This is a genomic window from Sphingomonas sp. 22176 (genome assembly GCF_052045505.1).
Classification (GTDB): Bacteria; Pseudomonadota; Alphaproteobacteria; order Sphingomonadales; family Sphingomonadaceae; genus Sphingomonas.
In genome coordinates, this window is sequence record NZ_JBQEPL010000001.1 from 409,286 (window position 1) to 422,020 (window position 12,735).

General features: G+C 66.7%; 9 protein-coding genes. 4 read left to right on the forward strand and 5 right to left on the reverse strand.

Annotation, left to right across the window (positions count from 1 at the left end; translation table 11 throughout):
• Positions 1-101: 101 nt before the first annotated feature.
• A complete protein-coding gene (locus ACTJKY_RS01885) occupies positions 102-2,372 on the forward strand; it encodes a glycosyltransferase (RefSeq protein WP_440843805.1) in 2,271 nt (756 codons plus the stop codon).
• Between the two features lie 51 nt (positions 2,373-2,423).
• A complete protein-coding gene (locus ACTJKY_RS01890) occupies positions 2,424-3,710 on the forward strand; it encodes a glycoside hydrolase family 130 protein (RefSeq protein WP_440843806.1) in 1,287 nt (428 codons plus the stop codon).
• 44 nt (positions 3,711-3,754) lie between these two features.
• Here the strand turns inward: ACTJKY_RS01890 and ACTJKY_RS01895 are convergent, their stop codons facing one another.
• The 3 genes from ACTJKY_RS01895 to ACTJKY_RS01905 form a co-directional block, all read right to left on the reverse strand.
• A complete protein-coding gene (locus ACTJKY_RS01895; RefSeq protein ID WP_440843807.1) occupies positions 3,755-4,852 on the reverse strand; it encodes an ATP phosphoribosyltransferase regulatory subunit in 1,098 nt (365 codons plus the stop codon).
• 20 nt (positions 4,853-4,872) lie between these two features.
• Positions 4,873-6,450, reverse strand: coding sequence for a phosphoglycerate dehydrogenase (gene serA / locus ACTJKY_RS01900; RefSeq protein WP_440843808.1), 1,578 nt, complete (start codon positions 6,448-6,450; stop codon positions 4,873-4,875).
• 107 nt (positions 6,451-6,557) lie between these two features.
• Positions 6,558-7,715 (reverse strand): phosphoserine transaminase, encoded by a 1,158-nt coding sequence (locus ACTJKY_RS01905; RefSeq protein WP_440843809.1) that lies wholly within the window; start codon positions 7,713-7,715, stop codon positions 6,558-6,560.
• A 166-nt stretch (positions 7,716-7,881) separates the two neighbouring features.
• Between ACTJKY_RS01905 and ACTJKY_RS01910 the strand changes: the two genes are divergently transcribed.
• Positions 7,882-8,430 carry a hypothetical protein gene (locus tag ACTJKY_RS01910; protein ID WP_440843810.1) on the forward strand — a complete coding sequence of 183 codons (549 nt, stop codon included), beginning with the start codon at positions 7,882-7,884 and terminating at the stop codon, positions 8,428-8,430.
• Between the two features lie 92 nt (positions 8,431-8,522).
• The gene (locus ACTJKY_RS01915) at positions 8,523-10,511 is read left to right on the forward strand and encodes an oleate hydratase (RefSeq protein ID WP_440843811.1); all 1,989 of its coding nucleotides are present in this window, start codon (positions 8,523-8,525) and stop codon (positions 10,509-10,511) included.
• Positions 10,512-10,637: 126 nt separating this feature from the next.
• On the opposite strand, the gene groL is transcribed toward ACTJKY_RS01915, so the two are convergent.
• The gene (gene groL / locus ACTJKY_RS01920) at positions 10,638-12,281 is read right to left on the reverse strand and encodes a chaperonin GroEL (RefSeq protein WP_440843812.1); all 1,644 of its coding nucleotides are present in this window, start codon (positions 12,279-12,281) and stop codon (positions 10,638-10,640) included.
• 58 nt (positions 12,282-12,339) lie between these two features.
• Positions 12,340-12,627, reverse strand: a complete 288-nt coding sequence (gene groES, locus ACTJKY_RS01925) for a co-chaperone GroES (RefSeq protein ID WP_440843813.1) — start codon at positions 12,625-12,627, stop codon at positions 12,340-12,342.
• Positions 12,628-12,735 lie beyond the last annotated feature (108 nt).

Below are 12,735 nucleotides of genomic sequence, written 5' to 3' on the forward strand. Positions count from 1 at the left end.
GCGTTGCAGCGAAACTGCAACTTATTCGAAAAACGGGAGTTTAACAGGACATACGGCCCAGATTTGGGCCGAGTCCATCATGCAGTAGCGAAAGGTCCGCCATGGCACGGTCTCCTATGGGTCCCCGGATCCGGCATCTTGCCCTGATCGGCAACTTCCTGCCGCGCAAGTGCGGCATCGCCACCTTTACTACCGACACCTACACCGCGCTCGCCGAGCGCTATCCGGAAGTCCAGGTCGACGTCTATGCGATGGACGACCTGCCCGGCCACTACGCCTATCCGCCGCAGGTGACGGGTTCGATCGCGCAGAACGATCGCAGCGCCTATCTGGAAACCGCCCGCAAGATCGAGGCGAGCGGCGCCGAGGCGCTGTGGATCCAGCATGAGTACGGCATTTTCGGCGGCGCCGCCGGCGAACTGCTGCTCGCGCTGACCGATCGCATCTCGATCCCGGTGATCGTCACGCTCCACACCGTGCTCGAGCGCCCGAGCGCCGATGAGCGCCGGGTGATGGAAAAGCTGATCCGCCGCGCCTCGAAGCTGATCGTCATGGCCGAGAAGGGCCGCGAGATCCTCAAGCGCGTCCACGGCGTGAAAGACAGCAAGATCGAAGTCATCCCGCACGGCGTGCCCGATCGCGCCTTTGCCGACACCGCCGACTTCAAGCCGAATTTCGGCTGGGAAGGCCGCGACGTCATCCTCACCTTCGGCCTGCTCGCACCGAGCAAGGGCATCGAGACGATGATCGAGGCGATGCCGGCGGTCGCCGCCGCGCATCCGAACGCGCTCTACGTGATCCTGGGCGCCACCCACCCGCATCTCGTGGCGCATGAGGGTGAGGCCTATCGCGACCGCCTGCACGCGCAGATCGCGGCGCTGGGCCTGCAGAACAACGTCACCTTCGTCGACCGCTTCGTCGAGCAAAGCGACCTGCTGGACTATCTCCAGGCGGCCGACATCTATGCGACGCCCTACCCCAATCCCGCGCAGATCACCTCGGGCACGCTCTCCTATGCGGTGAGCATGGGCAAGCCGGTGGTCTCCACACCCTATGTCCACGCGACCGAGATCCTCGACCAGGATCATGGCGTGCTCGTCGGGTTCGGCGACAGCGCCGCCTTCTCGCGCGAGATCAACCGACTGCTCGGCGATAACGACGCCCGGCTGGCGCTGGCCAAGCGCGCTTATGACCGTGGCCGCACGATGCTGTGGACCCGCCTCGCCGAGCGCGCGATCGATGCGTTCGACGCGATCCTCGACGAGAAGCCCCACCGTATCCGCACCGCGACAAATGAACTGCCGACGCTCTCCCCGGTGCTGACGGCGGTCGAGCGGATGAGCGACGCCACCGGCATGCTCCAGCACTCGATCTATTCGGTGCCGGACCGCCGCCACGGCTATTGCATCGACGACAATGCCCGTGCGCTGATCCTGATGAGCAAGATCGACGATGTCGACGAGGCGGTGCGTGATCGCTGGACCGCCATCTATGGTGGCTTCGTCCAGCACGCCTGGAATCCCGACAAGCGCAAGTTCCGCAACTTCATGAACTTCGACCGCACCTGGTGCGAGGATGAAGGCTCGGAAGATTCGAACGGCCGCGCGATCTGGGCGCTGGGTGTCACCGCCCGCGACGCCCGCGCGCAGAAGCATCGCGACTGGGCCTCGGTGCTGTTCGACGAGACGGCGTCGATCGCCTTCGATCTCGGCAGCCCGCGCGCGCACGCCTTTGCGATGCTTGGCGCCGCGGCGATGGCGGAGGCACATCCGGGCCACGCTTTGTCGCGCGAGATCCTCACACGCTTCGGCGACGAGCTGGTCGCGCTGCTGGAACGCACCCGTCGTCCGGCGTGGAGCTGGTTCGAAATCGTGCTGGCCTATGACAATGCCCGCCTGCCCGAGGCGCTGTTGCGCGCAGGCCATGTCCTCGGTCGCCAGGACTTCCTCGATACCGGGCTGGAGACGCTCAGCTGGATCGCCGAGCGCCAGACCTCGCCCGAAGGCCGCTTCCGCGCCGTCGGCACCGAGAGCTTCGGTCGCGAATATGCCGATCCGCTGCCGTTCGACCAGCAGCCGCTGGAAGCCCAGGCGACGATCGACGCCTGTCTGGCCGCGCACGAAGCGACCGGGGAAGCACGTTGGGCGGAAGAAGCGATGCGGGCCTATCGCTGGTATCTGGGTGCCAACGATCTCGACATCCCGCTCGCCAGCGTCGCCGATGGCGGCTGCTTCGACGGGCTGATGCCCACCGGACTTAACCGTAATCAAGGTGCCGAGTCGATTCTCGCACTCCAACTGGCGAATTGCGCAATCTCAGCTCTTTCAAAGCGCAATAAAAGCGTGGCAGGACCGGAACTCGCCGTCGCCTGAAGCGATACCGGGGGACGGCGCCGTAACGAGCGCGTTCCCCGGGGGTTGCTAATGCCGGAACTGTTTCACCATCCCTTGCGGCTTCGTGCCGATCCATCCCGCGTCGTGGTACGCCCGTTCCACATCGCCTGGGCGTCGACCAATGGCGGCGCGCCCAGCCGGACGGAGCGGATCGTCAGCGAAGTGCTGGCGCTGTCGCCGGGCCAGGCGCGCGCCGAGCTCGAACTGGTCCTCAAGGATTTCGAGGCGCGCCACTGGCAGACGCGGCGCGTGTTCATGACCCGCTATGACGAGATCGAGGCGATGCTCGGCCTCGACGGCGCGGAGATCGGCGACGAGAAGCGCCAGCTGCTCGGTGCCTATTTCTGCCACGAATACAGCTATGCCGCCGCCGCGCTGATGAACCCCAGCGCCGTGCCGCATTACGACCAGACTGGCATGCCGCCGGGCAGCATGCGCATCCTGATGTCGCTACGCGCGGTGGGCGAGGGCCACATTTCCTCGGTCGCCTTCCGCGAGGGCATCATCACCGACGGCAACGAACTGGTGCTCGCCCCCGAGCCGCCCTTCGCCACCGCCGCCGATGCGCGCGAGCCCGACGAGCGGGCGATGGAAGGTCCGGTCCGCATCTACCGCCACCGCGATTCGACTCTGTCCGGCACGGTGATCTTCCCGATCACCCGCGCCCAGTCGAACGGGCTGGAGGATCTGCGGATCTGCCACTTCACCCATGACGACGGCACGGTCGAATGGATCGGCACCTACACCGCCTATAACGGCTCGGGCATCCAGTCGGAGCTGCTGCGCACCCATGACTGGCGCGGGCTCGACCTCGTGCCGATGACCGGCAGCGCCGCACGCAACAAGGGCATGGCGCTGTTCCCGCGCAAGGTGGGCGGCAAGTACATGATGCTCGGCCGGCAGGACGGCGAGAATATCTTCCTGCACAGCTCGGACGACATCACCCATTGGGAAGGCGGCGAGCTGATCATCAAGCCGCAATTCCCCTGGGAGCTGGTGCAGATGGGCAATTGCGGCCCGCCGATCGAGACCGATCAGGGCTGGCTGGTGCTCACCCACGGCGTCGGCGCGATGCGCAAATATTCGATCGGCGCGGCGCTGCTCGACAAGGACGATCCCTCGAAGGTCCTCGCCCGCTCGCGCGCGCCGCTGCTGGCCGCCGCCGATCAGGACCGCGAGGGCTATGTGCCCAACGTCGTCTATACCTGCGGCGCGATCCGCCACGGCGACAGCCTGTTCATCCCCTACGGCGTGGCGGACAGCTCGGTGGCGTTCGCCTTCGCGCCGATCCAGGCGCTGATCGACCAGATGGAGTGAGGCCCATCGCCGTCGCACCTCGCGCGGGGGGCGACGGCGATGGCTCAAAGCGCGGTCGGCATCCCGTCGCGCAGTTCGTGGCTGCACAGCTGCGCCTCGGGCGTATCCTCCGCCTCCAGCGCGGTGACCGTCACCCATCCCTCGGCACGCAGCGCGGCGCCGATCGCCGCATCGGTGTCGAACGGCAGGAACAGCCGACGCCGCGCATCCCCCCCCATGCCGGCATCGAGGATAGGGTCGGCATAGAGCGAAAAGCCGACCGCGGGCTCCTCGCGGCCGCCGTCGTGCACCACCGTATAGGTGCCGCCGCGCCCGATCTCGCCGCGCACGCCGCGCGCGAAGATCGAGAAGCCGAGCCAGGTCTGATATTCGAAGCCGTGCCGCTCGGTTGGATCCAGCGTCAGCGCGACGCCCGCAGGGATGCTCGCGGCGATGGCTGCGAGACCGTCGATCCGGCTGGCGAGCGCCGTGCCTGCATCGGTGGCGCGCAACTTGGCCATCGCGCCTTCAAAGGGGCCGGCCGCTTCGATCAGCGGCAGATACTTGGGGTCGATCGCCGCAACGCCGCCGGCGTCCTTGGCATCCAGCCGCTCGCGCAGGGCGGTGAGCTTCTCCTGCGGCAGCGTGCCGCCGGCGAGGGTGTCGACCAGGTCGGGCAGGGTGAAGTCGATGGCGAGGCCTTCGACCCCTGCCGACTGCAGCGATTCGATCGCCACACGGACGACTTCCATCGCCGCGGCCACGCTGTCGCGCCCGATCAGCTCGCAGCCGATCTGGCGCATCGCGCGGCGCGGATCGAGCGCCGGCGCCTTGAGCTTGAGCACCTGCCCCGCATAGCAGAGCCGCACCGGGCGCGGATGGTGGCCCATCCGCGTCGCGGCGATACGGCCAACCTGCGCGGTGAGGTCGGGGCGGATGGCGAGGCTGCGCTGCGATACCGGATCGACGAAGCGCACGGCATTGTGCACCGCGCCGGTCTTGAGCCGCGTCGCCAGCTCGTCGGCGAATTCGGCGAGCGGCGGATCCACCTGTTCATAGCCATACAGACGCGCGAGCCCGAGCACGCGCGTCTCGAGCCGGGCTGCCGCGTCGGCGGCAGGCGGCAATCGATCGTGAAACCCTTCGGGGAGGAGACCAGTCATGGGCGCCTCCCCTAATGGCTTCAGAAGCCGAGCGCCATGGCGGTCTTCACGCCCGGCAGCGCGCGGACCTTCGCCAGCAGTGCCTCGTCCACCGCCTCGTCGACCGAGAGCAGCAGGATCGCCTCGCCGCCCGCCGAACGGCGGCCGAGGTGGAAGGTGCCGATGTTGACGCCCGCCTCGCCCAGCGTGGTGCCGAGGCGGCCGATGAAGCCCGGCGCGTCCTCGTTGACGATGTAGAGCATGTGCCCGGCGAGATCGGCCTCGACCTTGATGCCGAACAGCTCGACCAGGCGCGGCGCGGCATTGCCGAACAGCGTGCCGGCCACCGAACGGTCACCCGCCTGGGTGCCGACGGTCACACGCACCAGCGTGTGGTAATCGCCCTCGCGGTCATGGCGTACTTCGCGCACATCGAGACCGCGCTCCTTGGCGAGGAACGGTGCGTTGACCATGTTCACCGTGTCCGAATGGACGCGCATCAGCCCCGCCAGCACCGCGCTGGTGATCGGCTTCTGGTTGAGCTCGGCCGCGGCACCCTCGACCTCGATGGCGATGCTGGTGAGCTCGCCGTGCGCCAGCTGGCCGACCAGGCCGCCCAGCTTCTCGGCCAGTGCCATATAGGGCTTCAGCCGCGGCGCTTCCTCGGCCGAGAGGCTCGGCACGTTGAGCGCGTTGGTGACGCCGCCGGTGACCAGATAGTCGGCGAGCTGCTCGGCGACCTGGATCGCGACATTGACCTGCGCTTCGGTGGTCGAGGCGCCGAGGTGCGGCGTCGCCACGAAGTTGGGCGTGCCGAACAGCGGGTGTTCCTTGGCCGGCTCCTGCACGAACACGTCGAGCGCCGCGCCGCCGATATGGCCCGAATCGAGCCCATCCTTCAGCGCCGCCTCGTCGATCAGGCCGCCGCGCGCGCAGTTGATGATCCGCACGCCCTTCTTGGTCTTGGCGAGATTCTCGCGGCTCAGGATGTTGCGGGTCTGGTCGGTCAGGGGGGTGTGCAGCGTGATGAAGTCGGCGCGCAGCAGCAGATCGTCGAGCGTCATCTTCTCGACACCCATTTCCAGCGCACGCTCGGGCGTGAGGAACGGATCATAGGCGATCACGCGCATGCGCAGGCCGATGGCGCGGTCCGCGACGATCGAGCCGATGTTACCCGCGCCGATCAGGCCCAGCGTCTTGCCGGTCAGCTCGACGCCCATGAAGCGGTTCTTCTCCCACTTGCCGGCCTGGGTCGAGACATCGGCTTCGGGCAGCTGGCGGGCGAGCGCGAACATCAGCGCGATGGCATGTTCGGCGGTGGTGATCGAGTTGCCGAACGGGGTGTTCATCACCACCACGCCTTTGGCCGAGGCGGCGGGGATGTCGACATTGTCGACGCCGATGCCGGCGCGGCCGATCACCTTGAGATTGGTGGCGTGCTCGAGAATGTCCTTGGTGACCTTGGTCGAGCTGCGGATGGCGAGGCCGTCATAGTTGCCGATGATCGCCTTGAGCTCGTCCGGGGTCTTGCCGGTGATCTCGTCCACTTCGACGCCGCGCTCGCGGAAGATCTGCGCGGCCTTGGGGTCCATCTTGTCGGAAATCAGTACCTTGGGCATGGAATGCTCCTGTGCACAACGGTGCGCCTGCGACGGCAGGCGCCCGGAATTTCGTAAGGGAATCGCGTCTGGCCTTGGGCTCCTGCTTTCGCAGGAGCACGGCCGGATCATCCCGCCTTGGCGGTGGCGTAGGCCCAGTCGAGCCAGGGGCCGAGCGCCTCGATATCGGCGGTGTCGACGGTGGCGCCGCACCAGATGCGGAGACCCGCCGGCGCATCGCGATAGCCGGCCACGTCAAAGGCCGCGCCTTCCTTTTCGAGCAGACCGGCGAACTTCTTGATGAAGTCCGCATCGGCGCCCTCGACGGTGAGGCACACGCTGGTGCGCGAGCGGATCGCGGGATCCTCGGCGAGGTGGCCGAGCCAGGCGCGCTCGGCGACGATCTTGTCGAGCGCGGCGGCATTGGCATCCGATCGGGCGATCAGCCCCCCGGCGCCGCCCAGGCCCTTGCCCCATTCGAGCGCGAAGATCGCGTCTTCCACGGCCAGCATCGACGGCGTGTTGATCGTCTCGCCCTTGAACACGCCCTCGGCGAGCTTGCCCTTGGAGACGAGGCGGAACACCTTGGGCAGCGGCCAGGCCGGCGTGTAGGTCTCAAGCCGTTCGACCGCGCGCGGGCCCAGGATCAGCACGCCGTGTGCGCCTTCGCCGCCCAGCACCTTCTGCCAGGAGAAGGTGGCGACGTCGATCTTGTCCCAGGGCAGATCGTAGGCAAACACTGCCGAGGTGGCATCGGCGAAGCTCAGGCCCTCGCGGTCGGCGGCGATCCAGTCGCCGTTCGGCACGCGGGCGCCCGAGGTGGTGCCGTTCCAGGTGAACAGCACGTCGTTCGACCAGTCGACGGCGCCCAGATCGGGCAGCTGGCCATAATCGGCACGCAGCACGGTCGGTTCGAGCTTGAGCTGCTTGGCAGCATCGGTGACCCAACCCTCACCGAAGCTTTCCCAGGCGAGCGTGGTCACAGGCCGTGCGCCCAGCATCGTCCACATCGCCATTTCGAAGGCGCCGGTGTCCGAACCGGGCACGATGCCGATGCGGTGCGTGTCCGGCAGGCGGAGCAGCTCGCGCATCAGGTCGATGCAATATTGGAGACGGGTCTTGCCCAGCTTCGAGCGGTGCGAGCGGCCGAGCGACTCGGTGGCGAGCTTCTCGGGCGACCAGCCCGGGGGCTTGGCGCAGGGACCAGAGGAAAAATAGGGACGCGCCGGTTTGGTGGCGGGCTTCGCAGGCGCAAGCGTGGCGTCGGCGGCAGTCAAATCAGTCATGTAGACTCTCCTCACAGAGAGCACGCGCGGCGTTGGGACCGCGTGGCCCGTCGACGGCCCTAGCGGCGAGTGGCCGAAAGTCAATCGCCGACATCGTTTCGGTGGAACAATGTTGTGCCTCCGCGACTTTTCTGGACAGCTTTGCAAAATATCTGGGAGATACGACATGCGGACGATTTTGGCGGCCGGGCTGGCCGCGATGCTCTTGACGACTTCGGCCACTGCGCAGCAGCAGAAGCAGAGCGTCGGCGAGGGCGCCCAGGCACCGCTGCAAGATCTGCGTATCAACGAAAAGAAGATTCCGGACGTGCTGCTGCTCGCCGCCTCCGCCCCCTATTCGTCGCAGGGGACCAAAAGCTGCGCGCAGATCCGAGCAGGCATCGCCAACCTCAACGCCGTGCTCGGCACCGATGCCGATGCACCGGCGGCGAAGGGCGGCAATGGCGGTGCGATCGCCGCGTCGGGTAGCCGCGCGATCGTTGGCGCGCTGATCCCCGGCTTCGGGCTGGTGCGCATGGTCACCGGTGCCGACAAGCAGGAGAAGCGGGTGACTGCGGCGCTCTACGGCGGCACGATCCGCCGCGCCTATCTGAAGGGCCTGGGCGTATCCAAGGGCTGCCGCCCGCCGGCCGCGCCGACCGCGACCGCCCGCGCGGCGGTACCGAAGTTGCCGGTCAACGACAAGGACGACAAGAAGGACGACCGCAAGGACTGATCCTGCTGCCTGCCAACATTACGAATACAAGGCTGCGCAAATCTGCCTGAGTCCGGCGGCGACCCGTCCGCTGGACTCAGGAGGATTGCACCATGGCTCATTCCACCCCCAAATGGCTTGCCGCCCAAGCCAACGCCGCGCCGCATGGCTTCGCGCATGCGCCGGATACCACTGCCGGTTATTGGAGCCAGCGGCCCGAGAACGCGCTGCCGCCGCCCGATTTCTGGAGCCCCTATGCCCGCAACCGGCCGCTGCCGACGCCGGGGGTGGAAGCGCGCAAGGCGTGGATCGTCGGCAGCGGTATCGCCGGTCTCGCCGCGGCCTTCTACCTGATCCGCGATGGCCATATGCCGCCCGCCAACATCACCATCCTCGATGCCGCGCATATCGAGGGCGGCTCGCTCGACGGCGCGGGCGATGCGGAGCGTGGCTATCTGATCCGCGGCGGCCGCGAGATGAACTGGAACTACGACAATCTGTGGGACCTGTTCCAGGACGTGCCCGCGCTGGAGCTCCCCGCCGGCTATAGCGTGCTCGACGAATATCGCTGGGTGAACGACCGCGACCCCAATTATTCCAAGGCGCGGCTGATGCACCAGCGGGGGGTGATCAAGGACTTCCGCACCTTCGGCCTGTCGCGCAACGACCAGTGGGAGATCGTCCGGCTGCTGCTCAAGCGCAAGGACGAGGTGAACGACACCACGATCCAGGGCTATTTCAACCCGGGCTTTTTCGAGACCAACTTCTGGGCGCTGTTCCGCACCATGTTCGCCTTCCAGGCGTGGCACAGCCTGCTGGAAATGAAGCTCTACCTCCACCGCTTCCTCGATTCGGTGGACGGCTTTGCCGACATGTCGGTGGTCGTGTTTCCCAAATACGACCAGTTCGACAGCTTCGTGCGGCCGCTGACGAAGATGCTCCGCGAGCAGGGCGTGCGCTTCCAGTTCGACACCCGCGCCTATGACCTCGACTTTACCGTGGACGGCGAGCAGCGGACGGCCACCGGGATTCGCGCGATGGTGGCCGGCGCCGCGACGGTGCTGCCGGTGGCGGCGCAGGATCTCGTCTTCGTGCTGCCGGGCTCGATGACCGAGGGCACCGCCTATGGCGACATGGACCAGGCGCCGGTGCTGGCGCGCGGGGCGCACGAGCCCGGCGCCGACAGCGACTGGACGTTGTGGCGCAACCTCGCCGCCCAGTCCCCGGTGTTCGGCAAGCCGGACAAGTTCTGCGGCGATATCGCCCGCTCGATGTGGGAATCGGCGACGCTCACCTGCCGGCCCTCGCCGCTGGTCGAGCGGCTGAAGGAATTGTCGGTCAACGATCCCTATTCGGGGCGCACCGTCACCGGCGGGATCATCACCTTCACCGATTCCAAGTGGCTGCTCAGCGTAACCTGCAATCGCCAGCCGCACTTCCCCGACCAGCCCGAGGACGTGCTGGTGCTCTGGGTCTATGCGCTGCGGATGGACGTGCCCGGCGACAAGGTCTCCAAGGCCATGCCCGACTGTACCGGGCGCGAGATCCTGGAGGAGCTGTGCCACCATCTCGGCATGGCCGAGGACCAGGTCGCCGCGGTCCTCGACGCAACCAAGGTCCGCCTCGCGCTCATGCCCTACATCACCGCCGAGTTCATGCCGCGCGCCGCGGGCGACCGACCGGCGGTGGTGCCGCAAGGCTGCACCAACCTCGCGCTGGTCGGCCAGTTCGTCGAGACGGCGAACGACATCGTCTTCACGATGGAAAGCTCGATCCGCACGGCGCGGATCGGGGTGTACACGCTGCTCAATGTGCTGAAGCAGGTGCCCGACATCAGCCCCACCCAGTATGATATCCGCAACCTGCTGCGGGGCGCGCGGGCGCTCAACAACGGTGAGCCCTTCCCCGGCGAGCGGCTGCTCCACCGGCTGCTCGGCAAGAGCTATTTCGCGCACATTCTGCCGCCGCTGCCCGAGAAGGACGGCGACGCGTTGCACCGGGTGGAGGCGGAACTGGCCGGGCTGTTCGGGCGGGGCAGCCACGCGGTCAGCGAGGCGGCCGATACGGTACGCGGCTGGATGGCCGGGCTGAAGGAGCGCTGACCCAAAATCCCCTCCCGCAAACGGGAGGGGGGCGAAGGCGCCGATGGCGGCTCGCTAAAACGATGGGCACGAAAAAAGGGCCGGCGGATCGCTCCGCCGGCCCCTCTTTTTGCGTCGGGCGCGGACTTAGAAGTCCATGCCGCCCATGCCGCCCATGCCGCCCGGCATTGCCGGAGCCGAGGACTTGTCGTCCGGCAGCTCTGCAATGGTGGCTTCGGTGGTGATCAGCAGGCCGGCGACCGAAGCCGCGTTCTGCAGTGCGGTGCGCACCACCTTGGTCGGGTCGATCACGCCGGCAGCCACGAGGTTCTCGTAGGTGTCGGTCGCGGCGTTGAAGCCGAACGAGGTGTCGTTCTGGTCGAGCAGCTTGCCCGAGACGACGGCGCCGTCCTGGCCAGCGTTCTGCGCGATCTGACGCACCAGCGCGGTCAGCGACTTGCGGACGATGTCGATGCCGCGGGTCTGGTCCTCGTTCGCACCGGCCAGGCCTTCGAGGGCCTTGGTTGCGTACAGCAGGGCCGTGCCGCCGCCGGGGACGATGCCTTCTTCAACGGCTGCGCGGGTTGCGTGCAGCGCGTCGTCGACGCGGTCCTTGCGCTCCTTCACCTCGACTTCGGTCGCACCGCCGACCTTGATCACGGCCACGCCGCCGGCGAGCTTGGCGAGACGCTCCTGGAGCTTCTCACGGTCGTAATCGCTGGTGGTGACTTCGATCTGCTGGCGGATCTGCTCCGTGCGGGCCTTGATCGACTCGGCTTCACCGGCACCATCGACGATGATGGTGTTGTCCTTGTCGATCGTGACGCGCTTGGCGGTGCCGAGCATGCCGAGCGTGACGGTCTCGAGCTTGATGCCGAGGTCCTCGCTGATCACTTCGCCCTTGGTCAGGACGGCGATGTCTTCCAGCATCGCCTTGCGACGGTCGCCGAAGCCCGGTGCCTTGACCGCTGCGACCTTCAGGCCGCCGCGCAGCTTGTTGACGACGAGCGTGGCCAGAGCCTCACCCTCGATGTCCTCGGCGATGATCAGCAGCGGGCGACCCGACTGCACGACCGCTTCGAGGATCGGCAGCATCGACTGCAGGTTCGACAGCTTCTTCTCGTGGATCAGGATGTACGGATCCGCGAGCTCGACCGCCATCTTCTCCGGGTTGGTGATGAAGTAGGGCGAGAGATAGCCGCGGTCGAACTGCATGCCTTCGACGACGTCGAGCTCAAATTCGAGACCCTTCGCCTCTTCGACGGTGATCACGCCTTCCTTGCCGACCTTCTCCATCGCCTCGGCGATCTTCTCGCCGACTTCACGGTCGCCGTTCGCCGAGATGATGCCGACCTGGGCAACTTCCTGCGAACCCGAGACGGGCTTCGAGCGCGCCTTGACGTCCTCGACGACCTTGGTGACGGCGAGGTCGATACCACGCTTCAGGTCCATCGGGTTCATGCCGGCGGCAACCGACTTCATGCCCTCGCGGACGATCGCCTGCGCCAGAACGGTCGCGGTGGTCGTGCCGTCGCCGGCGATGTCGTTGGTCTTCGAGGCCACTTCGCGCACCATCTGCGCGCCCATGTTCTCGAACTTGTCCTTGAGCTCGATTTCCTTTGCGACCGACACACCGTCCTTGGTGATGCGGGGCGCGCCGAAGCTCTTCTCGATCACGACGTTGCGGCCCTTCGGGCCCAGCGTGACCTTCACCGCGTCGGCGAGGATGTCGACACCGCGCAGGATGCGCTCACGAGCGTCGCGCGAAAACTTTACGTCCTTGGCTGCCATGGGACTGCCCTTTCAAATTTCGCTAAGTTTCAGGTAGTTGAAGAGTGTGCGAGATCGCTCAGCCGACGATGCCGAGGATGTCGCTTTCCTTCATGATCAGCAGGTCTTCGCCGTTCACCTTCACTTCGGTGCCGGACCACTTGCCGAACAGGACGCGGTCGCCTGCCTTGACGTCGAGCGGGGTCACCTTGCCATCTTCGGCCTTGGTGCCGGTGCCGACGGCGACGATCTCGCCTTCCTGCGGCTTTTCCTTGGCAGTGTCGGGGATGATGATCCCGCCAGCGGTCTTTTCTTCGGCCTCGACGCGGCGGACAAGCACGCGATCGTGCAACGGACGGAAGCTCATTGCGCCTGATCCTCTTTCAGGTTGGATTTCGATGTTTAGCACTCGGTCCCCCGGAGTGCTAACAGCTCGGATATGTGAACCGGAATTTGCTTCGTCAACGGGTGCGAC

Coding starts and splice junctions, on each gene's coding strand:
- ACTJKY_RS01885 (WP_440843805.1), top strand. CDS start 102: ATGGCACGGTCTCCTATGGGTCCCCGGATCCGGCATCTTGCCCTGATC.
- ACTJKY_RS01890 (WP_440843806.1), top strand. CDS start 2,424: ATGCCGGAACTGTTTCACCATCCCTTGCGGCTTCGTGCCGATCCATCC.
- ACTJKY_RS01895 (WP_440843807.1), bottom strand. CDS start 4,852: ATGACTGGTCTCCTCCCCGAAGGGTTTCACGATCGATTGCCGCCTGCC.
- serA (WP_440843808.1), bottom strand. CDS start 6,450: ATGCCCAAGGTACTGATTTCCGACAAGATGGACCCCAAGGCCGCGCAG.
- ACTJKY_RS01905 (WP_440843809.1), bottom strand. CDS start 7,715: ATGACTGATTTGACTGCCGCCGACGCCACGCTTGCGCCTGCGAAGCCC.
- ACTJKY_RS01910 (WP_440843810.1), top strand. CDS start 7,882: ATGCGGACGATTTTGGCGGCCGGGCTGGCCGCGATGCTCTTGACGACT.
- ACTJKY_RS01915 (WP_440843811.1), top strand. CDS start 8,523: ATGGCTCATTCCACCCCCAAATGGCTTGCCGCCCAAGCCAACGCCGCG.
- groL (WP_440843812.1), bottom strand. CDS start 12,281: ATGGCAGCCAAGGACGTAAAGTTTTCGCGCGACGCTCGTGAGCGCATC.
- groES (WP_440843813.1), bottom strand. CDS start 12,627: ATGAGCTTCCGTCCGTTGCACGATCGCGTGCTTGTCCGCCGCGTCGAG.